Consider the following 21,128-nt stretch of genomic DNA (forward strand, 5'->3'; position numbering starts at 1 on the left):
AACCTCGTTACTTTGCCATCCTTTTCTTCAAATCAAATCCTACATCAATTATACCTAAGATTCGCAGCAAATAAAGACCAAGGAAAGGGAAAAATAGAAGAATGATGATGGCAACTATTGGTAATGCTTTCGAGCCTTTCTTCAGATGATTATAGAAGAAAATAAACGATAGCCCTTGTATTGCTAATAATATTCCCGCTAAATTCGAAACGTTCACCAAAATAGTGGCCATTGAATGGTTTGGATCGTTCAAACCAAATAACCCTAGCACTAGGACAATGAAATAAATCCAAAGCACAATTTTTGGTAAACGGAAGTCTTTAAATGGTGGAAAGCGGTACGAATTTCCCGCTTCTCGGTTCATCCATTTATAGGATAGCCATTGTACGACTAATGCTATAACCATGGATATAACTACCATGCCTACTGGAATCAATTGAAGGAGTGCCATCATTTGTTCCTTGAGAGTTAGCATTTCTTCTGGTGAAAGACTACCAACACCGACACTATCCATAAATTGTCGTGTCATTTCTAACGATTCGTCTATCGTTCGTGTTATTTCCTCTGTTATAGAAAAAGGAAGCAATAACTCTAAAAATACATATGTCGCTACCATACTTAGAAACAGTCCAACAGTACCATTTGCCCATACTTCATATGGATGTCGCTCTTTCTTTAAGGGATAACCAATAAAACAGCCCGCTAATATTGCCATTAATGAAATTGGCAGAGCAGGAAAGATTACGAGAGATAAAAGGGTTATAATGGTGATACCAATCATCACCCATTTTGTCTCCCAATTTTTCCACCATAAAATGATCGGTATTGGTAAGAGAAATACCGTTATAATATGAAGAACAGGAATGAAAGCAGTTAACAGAAACATTCCTATATATGCAATTAAATAATAGATAAATGTTTTATCTATGGCTTGTCGCATTTTTCACCCACCTATCAGTTACGAAAATCGCCATTATCCATGAGATTCGGAAAGCACAGCTATGTTCGCTGTGCTTGTTCTATTTTCCTATCATTTATATTGGAGACTTTATAAAATTATTATAAACGATTGCTATAAGTGCTACAAATTAAATACTTTTTTCATAGCTATACCCTCTACCTTAAATTCTGTATAATGATAAGAGAGATGTATCGGGTTTCAAGAGGAGGAATAGTATGATAAAAACAATTATATTTGATTTAGACGACACCCTATTGTGGGACAAAAAAAGTGTAAAGGAAGCTTTTGCGGCTACTTGTCGTATTGCTGCTGAAAAATATAATCAGGTCGATCCTGAAAAGCTTGAGGAAGAAGTACGAAAAGCAGCTAGAGACTTATATGAAGGTTATGAAACCTATGAGTTTACGAAAATGATCGGCATCAACCCATTTGAAGGATTATGGGGTAATTTCTTAGATGATCATGAGAACTTTAAGAAAATGGCTGCCATCGTCCCTACCTATCGTCGTGAAGCTTGGACAAATGGCTTAAAGCAAGTTGGTATTAATGATGATGAATTGGGTGCATACTTAGCTGAGGAGTTTCCAAAGAAAAGAAAAGAAAGTCCGTTTGTTTATGAGGAAACATTCGCATTATTGGAAACATTACAATCCGATTTTCAATTAATTATGCTGACGAATGGTTCGCCTGATTTACAAAATACGAAGTTGACGATAACTCCAGAATTGCGACCATTCTTTGATCATATTGTAATTTCTGGTGACTTTGGTAAAGGGAAGCCGGATCCAAGTATCTTCCACCACGTATTAGAAACAGCTGATATAGAGGCTCATGAAGCAATTATGGTTGGAGATAACTTAATGACCGATATTCTAGGTGCTAACCGTACAGGCATTACGAGTGTATGGATTAACCGTGAAGGGCAGAAAGCTAGTGATGTTCAGCCTACATATGAAATTAACCATTTAGAACAATTATATGATTTATTAAAGGAATTAAATAATGCTTAAGATAGGAAACCCGCTCCTGATACAGTCTCAAGAGCGGGTTTAAATGTTTTATTATAGTTCAATTGCTACGACATTATTAATTTCTGTAATTTGATTTAATTGCTCTAGCTCTTCCTTCTCTAGTTGTTTATCTACTGAGATTATCATCATCGCATTGCCACCTACATCAGAACGTCCTACTTGCATGGATGCAATGTTAATATCATTTTCTGCAAACGCGTTACCAACTTTTCCAATTACACCTGGTCGGTCATTATGGCTAATAAACACAAGATAACCTTCTGGTACGACGTCTACACTGTAGTTGTCTACCTGTACGATACGTGCACCTAATCCATTTAATAGTGTACCCGCAACTGTACGTGTTCCATGTTTCGTTTTCACTTCTACCTTCAATAGATTCGTAAACCCTTTTGTAGAAGAAGTACGGTTTTCGTTAACATGAATTCCACGCTTTTCTGCTAAGTAAGAAGCATTTACATCATTCACGTGGTCGCCTAAGTGACGCTTTAATAGACCTTTAATCGTATTACGTGTAAGAGGAGCAACTTCTAATTCTGTCAATTCACCAGAATAAGAAATATTAATTTCCTCTGCGGTACCTTCCGTAACGTGGGTTAAGAATGTACCAAGTTTTTCGGATAAATGGAAATATGGTTCAATTTTATTCATTACATCTTTTGGTACAGAAGGCAGGTTAACTGGGTTTTTCACCACTCCTTCTGTTAGATAACGAACAACATCGTGACTCACATCAATTGCAACACTTTCTTGCGCCTCTACCGTACTTGCTCCTAGGTGAGGAGTAGCAATTACTTGTGGAAGCTCTAATAAACGGTGATCCGTAGCTGGCTCTTCTTCGAACACGTCTAAAGCTGCACCTGCTACTTTTCCAGATTGGATAGCATGATATAACGCATCTTCATCAATAATCCCACCACGTGCACAGTTAACGATACGTACGCCATCTTTCATCTTTTCAAAAGCTTCTTTATTAATCATGTGCTTTGTCTCTTTAATAAGTGGAGTATGGACTGTGATAAAATCAGAAGCGATAACTACATCCTCTACAGAACCATAATCGATACCTAGCTTATCTGCACGCTCTTTCGTTAAGAAAGGATCATATGCAATGACTTTCATACGTTGTCCCTTTGCTCGATACGCAACCTCTTGACCAATACGACCCATTCCGATTACACCGATTGTTTTACCTTTTAACTCGACACCTACATGCGTTTTGCGGTCCCATTTACCATCTTTTAAAGCTGAATATGCTTGAGGGATTTTACGAGCCAATGACATTAGCATAGCAATCGTATGTTCCGCAGCTGAATTCGTATTTCCGTCTGGAGCATTTACTACAATAACTCCATATTCCGTAGCAGCACTTAGATCGATGTTATCTACTCCGACCCCAGCACGTCCAATTATTTTTAACTTAGAAGCTTTACTAATAATATCTCTTGTCACTTTTGTCTGACTACGAACGAGTAATGCATCATAATCTCCAATGATGTCGGCAAGTTCGTCTGCGGATAAGTTCGTTTTCACATCTACCTCAAGATTCTCTGCTTCTCTTAACGGTTGAATTCCCTCTTCACTTAACGGATCACTTATTAGTACTTTATATGCCATGATTGTCCCTCCATATATTCTCTATTTTTATATATTGTTTTAATCTTTGTGAAACATTTCACTTATTTAAAACCTTTTACATTGATTATGTTGTTATTATAGCACTTTTCTTTTCAAGTAACAGCCATTTTATAAAAAATTCTGAAAGTTTCGTATTTACTCTTACCTAAGATGAACCATTTATAAATTTGATGATGATATTTTGCTTATACATTATAATAATCGATAATTTGTTCAGAAGTCAAGAACGTTTTGTTACCTCTAATCACTTATTAATCGTGTTTTAAGTTTATTAGTGATGTATTAACCCTATATATTGGTAATTTATATTATAAGATACGAACATTATTGTTTTCTAGCGAAGTTTGTATAGTGAACCTGTAGTTCTTAATACTGTCACGTATCGTGTATTATTCTAAATCGATTATATATAAAATGAAAAGAAAGCCCCCCACATAGTTTCATCACTGATAACCAAATCTTCTACTATGCTGTCTACAACCGTATTACGAGCTTAAATTGTGTATACAACCGTGTCGCCTACTTCAAACGTTTCTTTACCTTCTTCTACTAAAAACAATTAAAGTTTTTAGCAAAGTATGATAAATAGTAATTAAGTTATATTATTTTTAGTAATTATGTATAATATCACATCCATTAAATACCATGTTTTATATTAAAATCATTGGAAGAGTGATTAATATATAAGGTGTGGGTTACTACTATGTTTGAGGTTTAATGAGCGATAAGCTAAGTAGGTTTTAATATAGATGTCTAACTTGAATGAATTGGGTTGTCATAACAGGAAGAGTGTATAAAAGTCTTGTTATTGGGATGGATGAAAACTCTTTATATTAAGGGGATTATACAATGGAGCTAATTTTATTCGGCAAAACGGAACATTAGTCGGTTCTATCCTATTACGTTTAAATTTTTGAGTTACTTTTTATATAATAAGATATGTATCTGCGATTATAAAAAAACCTCAAAGTTATATGAGTATTAACTCGAAATAACTTTGAGGTGATTTTTATTATTCACTTACGTAAGGTAATAACGCCATTGTACGAGCGCGTTTGATAGCTTTTGTAAGTTTACGTTGGTATTTTGCAGAAGTTCCAGTTACACGACGAGGAAGAATTTTTCCACGCTCAGAAACGAAACGTCTTAGCAAATCAACATCTTTATAGTCGATATGTGTAATGCCATTCGCAGTAAAGAAACATACTTTACGACGTTTTGCACGGCCACGACGAGCTGCTGCCATTCGTATACCCTCCTTTATTTATATATTCCTATATAAAAATATCAATTTTAAATTTAGAATGGTAAATCATCATCTGAAATATCAATAGGTTCTCCACTATCTTGGAATGGATTATCCTGATTTCCTTGATTACTATTCCCTTGATTTTGATTACCTTGGTTCGAATAAGGTTGTTGGTTCTGATTTTGATTATACCCCTGTGCACCTTGAGAAGAAGGCTGTCCACCGCCACCGCTTGGTGAACCTTTTGATTCTAGGAATTGTACAGAATCTGCTACAACTTCCGTAATATATACTCGTTTACCTTCTGGATCATCGTAACTTCGTGTTTGAATACGACCATCTACACCAATTAAGCTACCTTTTTTCATAAAGTTCGCTAAATTTTCTGCTGGTCTTCTCCAAATAACACAGTTTATAAAATCCGCCTCTCGTTCTCCTTGTTGGTTTGAGAAAGGACGATTGACTGCAATATTAAAATTGGCTACTGCTACCCCGCTGGGTGTGTAGCGTAAGTCAGGATCTCTTGTTAATCTACCAACTAAAACAACTCGATTTAGCATCAGAACCACTCCCTACAATTATTGGTCATCTTCGCGAATTGCCATATGACGAATAACGTCTTTAGAGAATCCAGCTTGACGATTAAATTCGTTGATCGCTCGCTCATCTCCGGCAAAGTTAATTAATACGTAGTAACCATCACGATAGTCGTTAATTTCATAAGCAAGACGTTTCTTGCCAATCTCTTCGACTTTTTCGATTTCCGCACCATTATCTGTAAGGATATTATTGAATCGCTCCACTAAAGCAGTTTGAGCTTCTTCCTCCATATCTGGGCGGATGATGTACATAATTTCGTATTTATTCATCCGTATGCACCTCCTTTTGGTCTGTGGCCCTATTCTTTCAAATAGAGCAAGGAGTAATCATTTTCTATTACTCACAATAATTCATTATACTGTTTTCACTACATGAAATCAAATATTTTCTTAATAAATTATACATTAAAACGGAAATGCATGACATCTCCATCCTGCACGATGTACTCTTTACCTTCTAATCGTACTTTACCTTTCTCACGAGCAACTTGCATCGATCCTGCATCTAGCAAGTCGTCATAGGAAACCGTTTCTGCACGAATGAAGCCTTTTTCAAAATCGGTATGAATAATACCTGCTGCTTGAGGCGCCTTAATTCCCTTTTTGAATGTCCAAGCACGTACTTCTTGCTCACCAGCTGTAAAGTATGTAGCAAGACCTAACAATGTATAAGTAGCTTTAATAAGCTGATCTAATCCTGACTCTTTAATACCTAGCTCTTCTAGAAACATTGCTTTTTCTTCACCATCTAGTTCGGCGATTTCTGATTCAACTTTTGCACTTACTACAATTACCTCAGCTTCATCTTTAGAGGCAAATTCACGAACTAATTGTACGTATTCATTATCTTCTGTGTCTAATAGCTCGTCCTCTCCTACATTTGCCACATATAACACTTGTTTAGCGGTAAGTAAGTGAAGACCTTTTACTATTTTTTCTTCTTCTTTAGAGAAGGAAACGGCTCTTGCTGGTTGTTCTTCCTCAAACCCATCTCTAAGCTTTGTTAATACTTCTAATTCGGCCATTGCTTCCTTATCCTTTTGACGCGCCATTTTTTCAACACGTTGAATACGTTTCGTTACTGTTTCTAAGTCAGCTAATATTAGCTCTAAGTTAATAGTTTCAATATCCGAGATTGGATCTACTTTACCTGAAACGTGTGTTATATTATCATCACTAAAGCATCGAACAACATGGCAAATTGCGTCTACTTGTCGTATATGAGAAAGAAATTGGTTCCCCAAACCTTCCCCCTTACTAGCACCTTTTACAATTCCTGCAATATCTGTAAATTCAAAAGCCGTAGGAACTGTTTTCTTTGGTTTTACTAATTCCGTCAATTTTTGAAGACGCTCATCTGGCACTTCTACAATACCGACGTTGGGATCTATTGTACAAAATGGATAGTTTGCTGATTCCGCACCTGCTTGTGTAATTGCGTTAAATAATGTGGATTTACCTACGTTGGGTAAACCTACAATTCCTGCTGTTAAAGCCATATTTATCTTCCACTCCTTAAGGATTCCGTTCCTCTGAACGTTCAGTAATTCCAATTATAGATTTTGTTAAGACTATTGACAAGAGAGAACAATTCACTTTTCGATGTATATATATTGGTATTAAAGCAGAATTCTTAATCATTTCTTTAATAGTTGTCGTTATTTCTCTTTGAAAAATTAAAAATGTTTCACGTGGAACATTTTTGTGTAAAAAAATAATGATTCGCTTATAACCTATAGCGAATCTCATTTTTACCTATTCTTCATTTGCTGATACTAAAACCTTCTTCATCTTTTGTTCGAATCTTCGGCGCGGTAACATAACACTATGACCACAGCCTTCACACTTTATACGAATATCCGCACCCATACGAATAACTTTCCATCGATTTTCTCCACATGGATGCGGCTTTTTCATTTCAACAATATCGTTAAGCTGAAATTCTTTACGCTCCATCCGATCACCTGCTTTTCGTATTCTGCTCTATTCATTATAGCTAAATTTCGTGTAAAAAGGAAATAAGATGATAGCTGCTAGCAAGTATAGATTAAGAAAACCATATAGTGGATATAACCAGGCAATTAAAGTAGAGAAGCCTAGATTGGTTAATGGTATTAATAAGATTACGAGGATTGCAGCCAACTTACTTAATGTTAGCTTTACATAACTTTGTAATCGGGTAACAATACCAAGTGTGGATGAGATGGCTGTTGTAAAAATCGCAAACCATAAAAGAATCGACATAACTATATATGCGTAATTCGGATAATTTTTTAATATCGCAAATAAAGGAATTTCAAACAAAATAATTATTTCGGAAATTTGAATTAAGCTATTGTTATACAAAAGAGTTACTAATCCTAAGATTGATCCACTTCCAATACTAGCAATAAGAATTTCTTTCTTAGATTGTATCTTATCCCCTACTGCTCCTAACACTGCAAGTATAGATAATATGTTTAAAGCAGTAAACGTAAAAGCAGATGACCAATTACTTTGATGATCTAGACTCCAAATAAACGTTAATTGTTCATCTTTTATGAAAACAACTAAAATAGTAAGAAGCCCAGTAATTAATAGAGGTAAAATAAATGTATTTAAAGAAATTACTCCTTGTACACCTCTAATAAACAAGAGAACAATTATAACAGCAATAAATAAAATACCTACCCATTTAGAAAGTTTAAATACTTCAAATGTGGCACCACTTCCTGCAATCATAATGGTCGTAACTGAGATTAAGTAAAAAAAGATAAGGATATCATAAAATTTTGCAATCTTATCGCCTAATAACGCCTCTAATATCGTTGAATAGTTTGTAGATTGATATCGATAACTAATCGTCATAATTAGATAGATACAGTATGTAAAGAGGATCGAGAACAATACGATAGCTAGTCCACTTTCATGCCCAAAAAATTGCCATATCTCTCTTCCTGATGCATATCCTGCACCAATCATCGTACCAATGATTAAAAACATCCACTTGAAACCAGCTTTCCACATAACAATGCCTCCATGAGACCATTTATATTTATAAATCTTATGCTCACGGAGGACAAAGTATGTTTTTAGAATACATTCAGCTGTAAAAAGAACAAGAGGATAAATACCGGTATTGCAGGGAGAAAGTCACCAATTTTAATTTTAGTTAATCCTAAAATATTAGTCCCAATAGCTAAAATAAGAACCCCACCTAAGGCTGTCATTTCATTTGTAAAGCTATCTAATATACTGCTATTAATAAAATTATGAATGCCTTCAGCAAAAAGAGCAATTGACCCTTGATATAAAATAACTGGGATAATGGAGAAAATAACACCATATCCAAGCGTTGTTGTTAAAACTAATGACATAAAACCATCAAGAAACCCCTTCGTAATGAGAATCTCATGATCATTACTCAATCCACTATTTAGTGCGCCTATAATCGACATTGCACCTACTACATAAATGAGTGAGGACGTTATAAATGCTTCTGTTATACTTTTTTTATTACTCTTAGACCATTTCTTTTCAATACGGTGTCCTAATGCATTCATTTTATTCTCTAATTGAATGGCCGTCCCACATATAGCTCCTAAAAATAAGCTTAATAAAATTAAGATCGTATTATCCACTTGTATCGCCATTTTAATACCAATCACTATAACGATTAGACCAATAGCCTGCATCGTTGTATTTTTTATCGAATCCGGAATTCTATGTAACAACAACCCAACTAATGTTCCGATAACAATTAGCAAGGCGTTCATTAATGTGCCATATAGAACCATATAATCCCCTACTTTCTCTTTAACTTAGACTCTGTTAGAAGAGTGAACAATCTTTTGCTCATACGAAAACAAAAATGGCAAAGAGTCTCTCTCATCCATTTCCATAAAAGTAGACTATTAATCTATTTATGATGGATGATTAACTCTCTGCCAAAATAGTTTCAAGATTGTTACTCTTTATCTTGCTCTATCATACTTAAGATTCGGTTCAAATCATCATCAGAGAAAAATTCAATTTCAATTTTCCCTTTTTTCTTTCCTCGATTAATTGAAACATTCGTACCGAAGAACTCTGTTAAATGATTTTCCTTTTCTGTGATAAAGATATCTTTCTCTACTTTTTTCTGTTTTTGCTTTGGGGTGTTTTCATTCAACTGTTGGATTAACGCTTCTACTTGCCTTACATTCAGCTTTTCTTTCACTATTCTTCTAGCAGTTGGAACTACTTTCGTCTTATCCTTTAATCCTAATAGAGCTCGTCCATGTCCCATTGATAAGGAACCATTGTTGATCATTTGAATGGTTTCACTTGGGAGACTTAACAAACGGACTAGATTGGCAATGTGTGGTCGACTCTTTCCTAAACGTTTCGCCAATTGATCTTGAGTAACCCCTAACTCATTAATTAATTTATCATACGCATTCGCTTCTTCTATTGGCGTTAAGTCTTCTCGTTGTATGTTTTCCAATAAAGCTATTTCCATCATGTCTTCATCGGTCAATTCTTTAACAATAGCTGGTATCGTTTCTAAGTTAGCTTCTTTAGCAGCTCGGTAACGACGTTCTCCAACTACAATCTCATATCCACGAATACTCTTACGCACAATTAATGGCTGTAAAATACCATGTTGTTTAATTGATTGTTTCATTTCTTCGATTGCATCTGCCTCAAATACTTTTCTAGGTTGATACGGATTAGGCCTACATTGCTTTAAGTCAATATACTCTACTTGATCCATATTATCCTCTTCTACTTGCGGAAAATAGACATCAAGTCCTCTACCTAAACCACCTTTAGCCATTTGCCATCACTTCCTTTGCCAAATCCAGATAGACCTCTGCGCCTCTTGATTTAGGATCATAAGTAATTATAGGCTTCCCATAACTAGGTGCTTCCCCTAGGCGTACATTTCGAGGAATAATAGATTGATAAACTTTATCCTGAAAATACTTCTTAACTTCCTCTATAACTTGAATACCTAAATTTGTTCTAGCATCTAACATCGTTAATAATACGCCTTCTATCGCTAATGTTTTATTCAAATGCTTTTGTACTAAACGAATTGTGTTTAAGAGTTGGCTTAATCCTTCCAACGCATAGTATTCACATTGAACTGGAATAAGTACTGAATCTGCGGCAGTTAGAGAGTTTATCGTTAATAGACCTAATGATGGAGGACAATCAATGAAAATATAATCATATCGGTGTTTTACGCTATCAATCGCTTTTTTTAAGCGAACCTCTCTGGATATAGTAGAAACGAGTTCAATTTCTGCTCCTGCTAATTGGATGGTTGCCGGAACTACGTCTAGATTAGGGATATCCGTTCCTGTACATACCTTTTCCATTTCTATATCGTTAACTAATACGTCATAAACACAATAGGCAACATCCGCTTTATTTATACCAACCCCACTCGTTGAGTTCCCCTGTGGATCGATGTCAATGAGTAATACTTTCTTATTTAAATGTGCCATACAAGCACTTAAGTTTACTGCTGAGGTTGTTTTGCCGACGCCGCCTTTTTGGTTTGCAACGGCGATAACTTTTCCCATGGTGCCACCTACCTTTTATCTATTCACTATATCATTTTATCACTAAATGGAGTTAATCCACTACCTTTTTGTTATAAAAACTCGGAATCAATCAATATATGACGAAATTCTATCATTTCTTGGCAATAAAAGGTTTGTATTTTAATCTTTTCTTAATAATTACTACAGTTATTGTTAATAGACAAAAATAATCCCATCTTTTATGTTTAAAGATGGGTGCGTATTTCTCTATTTTTTCTTTGGAATTTTAATAGTAATTTGATAGTAGTCCTCATGATCTTGTTCATCTGATTCTAAATTGATTCCAGTCTCTGTCACCATGTTTAATGACTGACGTATTGTATTCATTGCGATTCGAATATCTTTATTGATTCCTTTTAGACGTGGCCTTTTCTTCTTTTGTGTAGGATTTGATAATTGCTCTATAAGTGCTTCTGTTTGTTTTACGTTAAGGTCACGTTCTAAAATCTGTTGTAATACGTGGACTTGCTTCTCTTCGTCTTTCAAAGAAATTAAAGCTCTTGCATGTCTCTCAGTGATTTTCTTTTCCATAATAGCCTGTTGAACTGGCTCAGGTAATTTTAGCAATCTCATTTTATTAGCAATGGTTGACTGACTTTTACCTAAGCGTTGAGCGAGGGCTTCTTGTGTTAATTGATGCATTTCAATTAACTTTTCATAAGCAATGGCTTCTTCTATTACGGTAAGCTCTTCACGTTGCAAGTTTTCAATTAGTGCGACAGAAGCTGTCTCTTTATCATTCATCTCTCGGATGATAACAGGTACAGTTTCCCATTCTAAACTAGTTGCAGCTCGCCAACGTCTTTCACCAGCGATAATCTCATAATTTTCTGATTCGTCAATTTTACGGACGACGATAGGTTGAATCATACCATGAGTATGTAAGGTTTGAGCTAATTCCTTTATTTTCTCTTCGTCAAAAATGTTCCTTGGCTGATATCTATTGGGCTCCAGAGCTTTAATAGGTACATGAATAATTTCATCTTGAATATTTTCTTTCTCTTCTATCAAAGTTTCATCGACCTTATCTCCCAAGCCAAAGATCCGACTTAATGGGTGTAACATGACAAACACCACCTTATATTACTTTTCCCTACGAGCTTATTATATATAATCGATAAAGAATAACTGGTTAACACCTTAACATAGCAAAGACATATGCCCTACTAATTTCACATCTATCCACTACCCTTTATCGTAGAAAATTAGTATTTTCTTAATGTATGAGAAAGACCGTTAACAAAAATGTTTCACGTGAAACATTTTCCTTCTATCTCTCTTTATTCTATCATAAATTAACTAAAAAGGTAGAACAAAAAAATTAAAGCGGATTTTTAGCTGGTACTCCTGGTTTTCGGGGATACTTTTTTGGAGTTTTTCTTTTCTTATCTATTATCACAATGTTTCGAGCTCCGCTGTCCTCTGGCAAAGAGAAAGTTTCAATTTTATTTACTTGGCCGCCTAGTAGTTCGATTGCATCTTGCGCATCTGTTAATTCTTCTTCTACATTGGATCCTTTCATCGCAATAAATGTTCCATTCGTACGGACTAATGGTAAACAAAACTCACTTAATACAGAGGTTCTCGCTACCGCTCTAGCTAATACAACATCAAAAGAATGGCGAAATTTCTCATTCTTTCCGAAGTTTTCAGCACGATCATGGTAAAATGCTACATCTGTTAATTCTAAAGAGGCCGCAAGCGTATTTAAGAAATTAATTCGCTTATTTAAAGAATCAACAATCGTTATTTTCAAATGAGGGAAGCAAATTTTCAGTGGTATACTTGGAAATCCTGCACCTGCACCGACGTCACATATTCTAAGTTCCTGGGTGAAATCAAAATAAGGAGCTGCAGTAATAGAATCATAAAAATGCTTTACATATACCTCTTCTTTTTCTGTAATAGAGGTTAAATTGATTTTTTCATTCCACTCGACTAATAGATCATAATAGAGTTCAAATTGGTTTAACTGACGCTCTGATAAATCAACACCGATTTCTTTCGCTTTCTGCTGAAAAGTTATTGGATTCATTTCATTGTACCTCTCTTTAAATAGGTTATTATGTAAAGAAATAGAGAGAAAAGCAAAATGCCACTCTCCCTACCCCTTGAAATACTTTATTATTAATCGTTTGCTACACGAGCTACCTTACCATGTTCGAGATAAACGAGTAATATAGATACGTCAGCTGGATTTACTCCTGAAACACGAGATGCTTGTGCTACGGTTAGTGGTCTAATTTTCTCTAGTCGTTGTCTTGCTTCTGTTGCAAGACCATTAATTGCAGAGTAATCAATATCCTCAGGAATTGATTTATTCTCCATCTTTTTCAATTTATCAACTTGCTGTAGCGCTTTTTTGATATAGCCTTCGTATTTAATTTGGATCTCAACCTGCTCTTTTACTTCAAATGGAATATCTATATCACTTGGACAAACTTTATCAATGACTTTATAACCTATTTCAGGCCTCTTTAACAAGTCATAAGCAAGAATACCATCTTTCAAGCGACTTGCTCCATGTTCGTCCATAAGTTGTTGTAATTCCTCTGTAGGTTTTAATCGTATTTCTGATAAACGCTGTTTTTCAGCAGCAATCTGTTCTTTTTTCTGTAAGAATCCTTGGTATCTCTCTTCTGAAATAAGACCAATTTCATACCCTATTTCCGTTAATCGAAGATCAGCGTTATCGTGTCGTAATAACAAGCGGTGCTCCGCTCTTGAAGTTAAAAGACGATAAGGTTCTCTTGTCCCCTTCGTTACCAAGTCATCAATTAGAACTCCTATATATGCTTGTGAACGATCTAAGATAAGACTTTCTTTGTTTAATGCTTTTGCTGCGGCATTAATTCCTGCCATGAGACCTTGGCCCGCTGCTTCTTCATAACCCGATGTTCCATTTATTTGTCCTGCAGTAAATAAACCACTAATATTTTTCACTTCTAATGTTGGCCATAGTTGAGTTGGAACTACTGCATCATACTCAATCGCATAACCTGCACGCATTATTTCAGCATTTTCTAGACCAGGTATAGTTTGTAACATTTCTTTTTGAATATACTCTGGTAAAGAAGTAGACAATCCTTGTACGTAAACCTCGTCCGTATTACGCCCTTCTGGTTCTAAAAAGATTTGGTGACGTGGTTTATCATTAAAGCGAACGATTTTATCCTCGATAGATGGACAATATCTTGGTCCAGTTCCTTTAATCATCCCAGAATACATCGGAGAAAGCTCCAGGTTATCATTAATAATTTGATGTGTATTCTGGTTCGTATGTGTTAGCCAACAAGGTATTTGATCCGTTAGTTCTTCCACTGTTTCATACGAAAAATGTTGTGGATTTTCATCACCCGGTTGAATCTCAGTCTTAGAGTAATCAATCGTGCGGTGATTTACTCTAGGTGGTGTCCCTGTCTTAAAACGTACAAGGTCAAATCCTAATTTTTCTAGGTTCTCCGAAAGCTTCACGCTTGCTCGTTGGTTATTCGGTCCACTTTCGTAAGAGATATCTCCCGTAATAACTCTTCCACGCATAAACGTACCTGTAGTGATAATAACTGTTTTTGCACGATATAGTGCCTTTGTTTCTGTAATAACACCTTTAACTTCCCCATCTTCTACGACAAGTTCTTCTACCATTCCTTGGCGGAGAGTTAAGTTTGGTTCTTTTTCTAATATTTTCTTCATTTCCATAATATATAAAGGTTTATCTGCTTGCGCTCGTAAAGCACGGACTGCAGGCCCTTTTGCTGTATTAAGCATACGCATTTGAATATATGTTTTATCAATAACTTTACCCATTAATCCACCTAGCGCGTCCACTTCGCGAACAACAATACCTTTTGCTGGACCACCTATGGATGGATTACATGGCATAAAGGCAATCATATCTAAATTAAGAGTTAAAACAAGGGTTTTTGCTCCTCTTTTTGCTGCGGCATAGGCTGCCTCTACTCCGGCATGACCTGCACCTATTACTATTACATCGTATTGACCAGCTTCATATGTTGCCATAGCCGATCCCTCCATCTATTTAAGATTTCACTTTTATTTACCAAGACAAAACTGAGAGAATAATTGATCGATAAGGCTTTCCTGAACCGTATCACCAATTATTTCGCCTAAAAGCTCCCATGCTCGTGTTACATCCATTTGGACTAGATCAATCGGCATCTGAGCTTCCATAGCTTGTTCGGCATCCTTCAGTGCTTGCATCGTTTGCTTCAATAATTGAATGTGACGGACATTAGATATATACGTTAAATCTCCACCATCAATATCTCCTTCAAAGAAGGTTTCTGCTATCGTTGCTTCCAATTGATCCATACCTATATCTTCTTTCATCGAAGCTGTTATAATCTTTTTACCATTTGCTAAACGTTCTACTTCTTCTAAATCAATGACTTGTTCTAAATCTGTCTTATTAACAATTACAATATATTCTAAACCGTCAACCGCTTCAAAAAGCTTGCGGTCTTCTTCGGTTAATTTTTCACCATAATTTAATACAAATAAGATTAAATCGGACTCTTTTAATGCTTGTCGGGATCGTTCTACCCCTATTCGTTCCACGATATCTTCTGTTTCTCGGATCCCTGCTGTGTCGATTAAGCGTAATGGAACGCCGCGTACGTTGACATACTCTTCAATAACGTCACGAGTCGTACCTGGAATATCCGTAACAATTGCTTTCGTTTCCTGTACGAATGCATTTAGTAAAGAAGATTTTCCAACGTTTGGACGTCCAATGATAGCCGTTTTGATACCTTCTCTTAATATTTTCCCCTGCTTTGCTGTTTCTAACAATTTTTCTACTTGGTCATATACTTTTTTTGTTCTTTCTAACAGCATTTGATGAGACATTTCTTCAACATCATCGTATTCAGGATAATCGATATTTACTTCAACATGGGCAACTGTTTCAATCAACTCTTGTCTTAGTTTTTCTACAAGTTTCGACAATTTTCCATCTAATTGCTTTAGTGCTACGTTCATTGCTTTATCTGTCTTTGCTCGGATTAAATCCATTACCGCTTCCGCTTGAGATAAATCAATTCTTCCGTTTAAGAAAGCTCGCTTCGTAAATTCACCTGGTTCAGCTATTCTTGCCCCATAACCTAATACCAGCTCTAATACTCGATTGACAGAAGCTAAACCTCCATGACAGTTAATCTCCACCACATTTTCTGTAGTAAAGGTTCTAGGTCCACGCATAACCGTAACCATTACCTCTTCCACCATTTCCTTTGTTTCTGGATCAATGATTTTACCATAATGAATCGTATGGGATGATACCTCGTTTAAATTTTTTCCTTCAAATACTTTGCTAGCAATTGGTATTGCCTCTTCTCCACTCAATCGCACAATCGCAATTGCTCCCTCTCCTAGTGGTGTCGATATAGCAGCAATTGTATCTGTGTCTATCATCCATCTCACCTCCTATATTTTTTGTTATCTATATTTATCCACATTTTTTAAAATTTTAGTACCACTAACTTATTAGAATAACACAAACCTATTCCTCTTGGGAAGATATCCACATGCATTTTTTTCACGTAACTTATTCACATGTGGATAAGCTTATCTATTATATAACTTCTTGTTCACTGTGGACAATAATATACGTCTGAAGTCTTAGGTAAAGTTTAGACTGTAGGTCCATGTATTCTCATATATCGATTGCTATACTTCCTTTAGTTACGCAAAGAAAGAAAATAAGGGGGATAAAATTGATTGAATTTATTGTAAAGAGAAAGATTTTAATAGGATTAGCTACTATCTTAATTATTTTGCTTGGTAGCTATGGATTATCTAAATTAGATGAAGAATTACTGCCTGAAGTAAATTTCGATGGTACCAATGTTATGATTTACGCAGGTGATATGCCTGCAGCTGAAGTAGAAAGGAAGATTACTACTCCTGTTGAACAAGCTATTCAAGGGATTGAATTGACAGAAGATATTTACTCCACGACTACAGCAGGTTTAAGTACTATTCAAGTTATGATTCAAAAAGGTCATGGAGAAGAAGTCTCCCAAGAAATTGCCTCAATTGTACATTCCATCACCTCTAACATCCCTGAAGTAAATGACGTTATAGCAGAGCAATTAAGCACAGGAGCTACCTATGAATTCTATATGGATGTCTCTGGTGGAACGATGGATGAAATGAACGCTTTTGCTACAGAGATATTAGAACCTCGTTTAGAGAGCCTCCCAGAGGTAAGAGATGTCATGCTAGTAGGTTTGCAAGAACATGAAGTAATTATAGAATTACATCGAGAATCTCTACAACAACACCAGCTTTCTCCTCAACAAATCATCTCGATTATCCAAGAAGCTAACACGGATAGCACATTAGGGCAATTTAGTGAGGAAGATGGTCAACCTGTTCTCCGCTGGCAAAGTGATTTGGAAAATGAAAGTGATATAGAGAACATTCAAATACCAACTGAAACTGGTTTTATCTCATTAGAAGAACTCGCGGATGTCTCTATAAAACCCGTTCAAAACTCTTCTTATGTATGGAAAAACGGGAGTCAAGATTTCGTACTTGCTCAAGTAGGACGTAACGGAGATTATACTCAAATAGATATGGCTGCTGCTGTACGTGAGGAATTAAGGAATATAAAAGAAGAAGGACTGCTAGGAGATCTAATCACAAATGAAATTGTAGCGCAAGCTGACTATGTGGAGGATTCTATAAATGGTGTTACAGACAATGTACTTATTGGAGGACTTTTAGCCATACTAGTACTCTTTATTTTCCTAAGAAACCTCCGAGCAACACTTATTATTGCCATTTCGATACCAACTTCTATATTACTAACATTTTTAACCATTTGGTTGCTTGATTATAGTTTTAATATTTTAAGCCTTATTTCTCTAGGATTAGGAATCGGAATGATGGTTGATGCTTCTATTGTGATACTTGAATCTATCTATAAGAAAAAGGAAGAAGGACTAGAAGCACTTGAAGCTGTTGTTCAGGGGACAAAGGAAGTTGCCTCTGCTGTTATTGCATCCATGTTAACTACGATTGTTGTGTTTGTTCCGATTGGTTTAATGGATGGTGAGAATGGCCAGTTCATGGTAATCATAAGTGTGATAATTGCTATTACTCTTATAAGCTCTGTCATTGTATCCTTTACTCTAATTCCAGCTTTATCTGAAAAATTCCTAAAACAGCGTAAAAAGAAAAAGGAAAGCCGCATCATTCAACATTACGGAAATTTCATTGGTACCATAGTAAAGAAAAAACGTTATAGTTTTGGTATTCTTGTTATATTCTTGCTGATGTTTATTGGTTCTCTCTTCCTTATTTCCCGAATTCCAACGAATATTATGCCAGATATGCTTAATCGTTATTCCGAATTATCGATTGATCTAGAAACAGGAGTATCTTCAGAAGAAAAGAAAGAAATGATCCAAGAAATCAGTCATACATTAGCAAATATAGAGGATATCGAGTCCAGCTATATGATGGATAATGGTTCTAATATATTCGCCATTATAAATATGACAAAAGGTGAAGAAATTACCCGTGACCAAAAGTTAGTTAATGAAGAGGTATTAAGAAGGCTTAGAGAGTTACAAGACCACTATCCAATGAAAGATGTTCAATCTCTTATGTCCGCTAATATGGGGTCTTCAGTCCAAGTTCAATTAGAAGGTGAAGAGTTTGATACGTTACAGGAAGTTGCAAGCAATTTTAGTGAACAACTAGCCGAACTAGATGGGGTTTCAGCAGTTTCTACATCGATAGACAGAACGTCAATCGAGAAAATAATAGAATTAAATAATGAGAAAATTAATGATGCAGGATTAAATCAAGAACAAGTGAAGTATTTTACCCAAGAAGCTTTTCTGGATATGCCACTTGGTGAAATCGGCTGGGAAGAAACAACTATGCCTCTTTCCATTCGATGGCAAGATCCTACTAGTGATGAACAATCGTTTTTTGACTTAGAGATTCCTACTGTAAATGGACCCGAATCATTATCTACTTTTGTTGAATGGAAGGACGTTCATATGCCGAACGAAATAACGCATTTTAACGGAGAAAGATACGTAACTATTTCAGCAGATGTAGAAAATATGGATTTAGGTACGATAAACAGAGAAATTCAACAACTTATCAAAGATTTTTCTACCCCTGCTGGTTATTCTTTATCCGTTGCGGGTGATTTAGAAGTTCAGCAAGAATTAATCATGGATTTACTCGTTATATTCTTTATTTCAATATTTTTGGTATACCTGGTAATGGCGGTTCAATTTAATCATTTAGCACATCCGCTTATCGTTATGTCGATTATTCCTATGACAGTTGTTGGTGTTATTTTAGGATTATTTATTACCCAACAAGAGCTAAATGTTATGAGCGGAATGGGTATCATTGTGCTTATTGGAATTGTACTTAATAATGCGATTCTCCTAATTGACCGTGCCAACCAGTTGCGACGACAAGGTATCTCTCCAAACGTAGCAATCGCTACTGCTGGTATGGATCGCATTCGACCTATCTTTATGACGACATTAACGACGATTGGTGGTATGCTACCTCTTGCTTTAGCTAATGGAACAGATGGTAATTATCAAGCACCGATGGCAATAGCAATCGTCTCAGGTCTTTTATTCTCGACGCTCATTACACTAGTGCTCATCCCTGCTGTCTATCGTGCATTTAATGCATTAGGGAATTTGTTGAGACGCGTTCTTAAAGATAAACGTACGAATAAAGCGGAAGAAAAAATTGCGGGATAATATAAAAATCAAAGAGCTATGATACTATAAATGGGTTCCGACTATTATGGAATAGTCGGAGCCTTATGTTTATCGTTTTTACCTCCAATCTAAGGAAGATGGAAAGATGGAGTCTAAAATTTTTTTCCTTTTCTTCGTATGCAGATTAATTATTTCAATATCTGACTGACTATAATGATATACATTAGCAATTAAATAATTACCATCAGGAGATGGTTTGAACAATCCAATTTGTTCATCTGTAACTATTTCGAATTTTGCTTTTTGATCACTATTTAACTCTTCCACATAAACAACATGATTGCTCCCATGTCCCTTATAAGCTAAAAATTCCTTGTTAATAGACATTGTTGGAGAAGATGCATTTTTTCTAAATATGTTTTCACTCTTATTCTTTAAATTAAATTTTACAATATGGGATAAACCACTACTCTCCTCTTTTATTGTAAATAAAAGTTCACTCTCATTAAGCCAATCATATGATAAATAGTCTACAATACGGCTAGAGATTAAAAAAATCTCTTCCGTATAAAGATTTAAATAGTATAACTCCTCATTCATTATGAAAGTAATGAATGTATTATTTGGTGATATTTTTGGATGTTTTATCTCTGAATTGGAGTAGAGTACCTTACTTAGTTGATATGTACCATTTTGCATTGTTAATTCCACTATTTCTTGATTTCCATTTCTTTTTAAAACAGCTATTAATTTATTCGAGTTTTTAGGATTATATTGCGGGAAATCAAACTCGACATACGATGTTTCTGTTTTGTTATTATCAGCATTAAATTTTATCAACTGATTTTGGTTACTACCTTTCATTACTAATATCTCCCCCTTCATTTCATTTGAAGATGGGAATATAAAATAGATAATAAAAGACAATGCTATAATGACTGAAAATAAAAAAGTCCAAATTACTACTCTATTCACAATCATTCCCCCTATATCGAGAAAGTCAAACTATATTTATTAGAGCTATTAAGTAATGAAAATTGCCGGATAGTAATTTTACAAAATCTTCTAGTAATTATAGATTTTTAGTAACTACTATATTATACTAAATGTAGTAGTTATTTCTAGGAGTGATGTGGTTGATAACTGGAGATATTATTTTATTGGTTGTATATGTTCTTATCTTGTTATTCGTAATTTCTTTTGCGTTGTTTATTCGGCGGTTATCTATAAATTCCGCCACCAGAAACCGACAGACCAGCCAAATAGATGCAAAGCTAGACAGGATCATAGAACTACTTGAAAAAGATAACAACGCCTAAGAACATGTTTAAAAAAGGCGAGAACTCCT

The 21,128-nt window shown here is 35.4% G+C and carries 19 protein-coding genes; 3 read left to right on the top strand and 16 right to left on the bottom strand.

The window, feature by feature from the left end:
• Window positions 1-7: 7 nt before the first annotated feature.
• Complete coding sequence (locus tag GGQ92_RS10750) at window positions 8-940, bottom strand: YybS family protein (protein ID WP_184248415.1); 933 nt, start codon at window positions 938-940, stop codon at window positions 8-10.
• Between the two features lie 236 nt (window positions 941-1,176).
• On the opposite strand from GGQ92_RS10750, the gene GGQ92_RS10755 reads away from it, so the two are divergent.
• Window positions 1,177-1,971 carry an HAD family hydrolase gene (locus tag GGQ92_RS10755; RefSeq protein ID WP_184248418.1) on the top strand — a complete coding sequence of 265 codons (795 nt, stop codon included), beginning with the start codon at window positions 1,177-1,179 and terminating at the stop codon, window positions 1,969-1,971.
• Between the two features lie 51 nt (window positions 1,972-2,022).
• Here GGQ92_RS10755 and serA read toward each other — a convergent pair whose 3' ends face one another.
• The 14 genes from serA to mnmE form a co-directional block, all read right to left on the bottom strand.
• On the bottom strand, window positions 2,023-3,609 hold the full coding sequence (serA, locus tag GGQ92_RS10760; RefSeq protein ID WP_184248421.1) for a phosphoglycerate dehydrogenase: 1,587 nt from the start codon (window positions 3,607-3,609) through the stop codon (window positions 2,023-2,025).
• A 1,033-nt stretch (window positions 3,610-4,642) separates the two neighbouring features.
• The gene (gene rpsR / locus GGQ92_RS10765; RefSeq protein ID WP_184248424.1) at window positions 4,643-4,876 is read right to left on the bottom strand and encodes a 30S ribosomal protein S18; all 234 of its coding nucleotides are present in this window, start codon (window positions 4,874-4,876) and stop codon (window positions 4,643-4,645) included.
• A gap of 53 nt (window positions 4,877-4,929) precedes the next feature.
• Complete coding sequence (ssb, locus tag GGQ92_RS10770) at window positions 4,930-5,439, bottom strand: single-stranded DNA-binding protein (protein WP_184248426.1); 510 nt, start codon at window positions 5,437-5,439, stop codon at window positions 4,930-4,932.
• Between the two features lie 18 nt (window positions 5,440-5,457).
• Window positions 5,458-5,748: a 30S ribosomal protein S6 gene (gene rpsF / locus GGQ92_RS10775; protein ID WP_184248429.1), complete on the bottom strand. Its 291-nt coding sequence runs from the start codon at window positions 5,746-5,748 to the stop codon at window positions 5,458-5,460.
• Between the two features lie 128 nt (window positions 5,749-5,876).
• Complete coding sequence (gene ychF, locus GGQ92_RS10780; RefSeq protein WP_184248432.1) at window positions 5,877-6,977, bottom strand: redox-regulated ATPase YchF; 1,101 nt, start codon at window positions 6,975-6,977, stop codon at window positions 5,877-5,879.
• A gap of 256 nt (window positions 6,978-7,233) precedes the next feature.
• Window positions 7,234-7,434 carry a DUF951 domain-containing protein gene (locus GGQ92_RS10785; RefSeq protein WP_184248435.1) on the bottom strand — a complete coding sequence of 67 codons (201 nt, stop codon included), beginning with the start codon at window positions 7,432-7,434 and terminating at the stop codon, window positions 7,234-7,236.
• Between the two features lie 27 nt (window positions 7,435-7,461).
• Complete coding sequence (locus GGQ92_RS10790; RefSeq protein ID WP_184248438.1) at window positions 7,462-8,484, bottom strand: YkvI family membrane protein; 1,023 nt, start codon at window positions 8,482-8,484, stop codon at window positions 7,462-7,464.
• A gap of 65 nt (window positions 8,485-8,549) precedes the next feature.
• Complete coding sequence (locus tag GGQ92_RS10795) at window positions 8,550-9,254, bottom strand: DUF554 domain-containing protein (RefSeq protein WP_184248440.1); 705 nt, start codon at window positions 9,252-9,254, stop codon at window positions 8,550-8,552.
• 170 nt (window positions 9,255-9,424) lie between these two features.
• Complete coding sequence (locus GGQ92_RS10800) at window positions 9,425-10,276, bottom strand: ParB/RepB/Spo0J family partition protein (protein WP_184248443.1); 852 nt, start codon at window positions 10,274-10,276, stop codon at window positions 9,425-9,427.
• Window positions 10,269-11,030 (bottom strand): ParA family protein, encoded by a 762-nt coding sequence (locus GGQ92_RS10805; RefSeq protein WP_184248446.1) that lies wholly within the window; start codon window positions 11,028-11,030, stop codon window positions 10,269-10,271. Before GGQ92_RS10805 ends, GGQ92_RS10800 begins: the two co-directional genes overlap by 8 nt.
• Before the next feature lie 228 nt (window positions 11,031-11,258).
• Window positions 11,259-12,116: a nucleoid occlusion protein gene (gene noc, locus GGQ92_RS10810; RefSeq protein WP_184248449.1), complete on the bottom strand. Its 858-nt coding sequence runs from the start codon at window positions 12,114-12,116 to the stop codon at window positions 11,259-11,261.
• 256 nt (window positions 12,117-12,372) lie between these two features.
• A complete protein-coding gene (gene rsmG / locus GGQ92_RS10815; RefSeq protein ID WP_184248452.1) occupies window positions 12,373-13,086 on the bottom strand; it encodes a 16S rRNA (guanine(527)-N(7))-methyltransferase RsmG in 714 nt (237 codons plus the stop codon).
• A gap of 92 nt (window positions 13,087-13,178) precedes the next feature.
• The gene (mnmG, locus tag GGQ92_RS10820; RefSeq protein ID WP_184248455.1) at window positions 13,179-15,071 is read right to left on the bottom strand and encodes a tRNA uridine-5-carboxymethylaminomethyl(34) synthesis enzyme MnmG; all 1,893 of its coding nucleotides are present in this window, start codon (window positions 15,069-15,071) and stop codon (window positions 13,179-13,181) included.
• A gap of 33 nt (window positions 15,072-15,104) precedes the next feature.
• Window positions 15,105-16,481 (bottom strand): tRNA uridine-5-carboxymethylaminomethyl(34) synthesis GTPase MnmE, encoded by a 1,377-nt coding sequence (gene mnmE, locus GGQ92_RS10825; RefSeq protein WP_184248568.1) that lies wholly within the window; start codon window positions 16,479-16,481, stop codon window positions 15,105-15,107.
• A gap of 305 nt (window positions 16,482-16,786) precedes the next feature.
• On the opposite strand from mnmE, the gene GGQ92_RS10830 reads away from it, so the two are divergent.
• Window positions 16,787-19,819 (top strand): efflux RND transporter permease subunit, encoded by a 3,033-nt coding sequence (locus GGQ92_RS10830; RefSeq protein WP_246384379.1) that lies wholly within the window; start codon window positions 16,787-16,789, stop codon window positions 19,817-19,819.
• Window positions 19,820-19,897: 78 nt separating this feature from the next.
• On the opposite strand, the gene GGQ92_RS10835 is transcribed toward GGQ92_RS10830, so the two are convergent.
• Window positions 19,898-20,755: a hypothetical protein gene (locus tag GGQ92_RS10835; protein WP_184248458.1), complete on the bottom strand. Its 858-nt coding sequence runs from the start codon at window positions 20,753-20,755 to the stop codon at window positions 19,898-19,900.
• Between the two features lie 155 nt (window positions 20,756-20,910).
• On the opposite strand from GGQ92_RS10835, the gene GGQ92_RS10840 reads away from it, so the two are divergent.
• Entirely contained in the window at window positions 20,911-21,099 is a 189-nt protein-coding gene (locus tag GGQ92_RS10840) for a DUF4083 domain-containing protein (RefSeq protein WP_184248461.1), read from the top strand.
• Window positions 21,100-21,128 lie beyond the last annotated feature (29 nt).

The sequence above is a fragment of the Gracilibacillus halotolerans genome, assembly GCF_014206945.1.
In the GTDB taxonomy this organism is placed as follows: domain Bacteria; phylum Bacillota; class Bacilli; order Bacillales; family Amphibacillaceae; genus Gracilibacillus; species Gracilibacillus halotolerans.

Excerpts from the sequence above, each read along its gene's own strand:
- GGQ92_RS10785 (WP_184248435.1), bottom strand. The coding sequence starts at position 7,434 with ATGGAGCGTAAAGAATTTCAGCTTAACGATATTGTTGAAATGAAAAAG.
- rpsR (WP_184248424.1), bottom strand. The coding sequence starts at position 4,876 with ATGGCAGCAGCTCGTCGTGGCCGTGCAAAACGTCGTAAAGTATGTTTC.
- noc (WP_184248449.1), bottom strand. The coding sequence starts at position 12,116 with ATGTTACACCCATTAAGTCGGATCTTTGGCTTGGGAGATAAGGTCGAT.
- ssb (WP_184248426.1), bottom strand. The coding sequence starts at position 5,439 with ATGCTAAATCGAGTTGTTTTAGTTGGTAGATTAACAAGAGATCCTGAC.
- GGQ92_RS10795 (WP_184248440.1), bottom strand. The coding sequence starts at position 9,254 with ATGGTTCTATATGGCACATTAATGAACGCCTTGCTAATTGTTATCGGA.
- mnmG (WP_184248455.1), bottom strand. The coding sequence starts at position 15,071 with ATGGCAACATATGAAGCTGGTCAATACGATGTAATAGTAATAGGTGCA.
- GGQ92_RS10800 (WP_184248443.1), bottom strand. The coding sequence starts at position 10,276 with ATGGCTAAAGGTGGTTTAGGTAGAGGACTTGATGTCTATTTTCCGCAA.
- rsmG (WP_184248452.1), bottom strand. The coding sequence starts at position 13,086 with ATGAATCCAATAACTTTTCAGCAGAAAGCGAAAGAAATCGGTGTTGAT.
- GGQ92_RS10755 (WP_184248418.1), top strand. The coding sequence starts at position 1,177 with ATGATAAAAACAATTATATTTGATTTAGACGACACCCTATTGTGGGAC.
- ychF (WP_184248432.1), bottom strand. The coding sequence starts at position 6,977 with ATGGCTTTAACAGCAGGAATTGTAGGTTTACCCAACGTAGGTAAATCC.
- rpsF (WP_184248429.1), bottom strand. The coding sequence starts at position 5,748 with ATGAATAAATACGAAATTATGTACATCATCCGCCCAGATATGGAGGAA.
- GGQ92_RS10805 (WP_184248446.1), bottom strand. The coding sequence starts at position 11,030 with ATGGGAAAAGTTATCGCCGTTGCAAACCAAAAAGGCGGCGTCGGCAAA.
- GGQ92_RS10840 (WP_184248461.1), top strand. The coding sequence starts at position 20,911 with ATGTGGTTGATAACTGGAGATATTATTTTATTGGTTGTATATGTTCTT.
- GGQ92_RS10750 (WP_184248415.1), bottom strand. The coding sequence starts at position 940 with ATGCGACAAGCCATAGATAAAACATTTATCTATTATTTAATTGCATAT.
- GGQ92_RS10790 (WP_184248438.1), bottom strand. The coding sequence starts at position 8,484 with ATGTGGAAAGCTGGTTTCAAGTGGATGTTTTTAATCATTGGTACGATG.
- serA (WP_184248421.1), bottom strand. The coding sequence starts at position 3,609 with ATGGCATATAAAGTACTAATAAGTGATCCGTTAAGTGAAGAGGGAATT.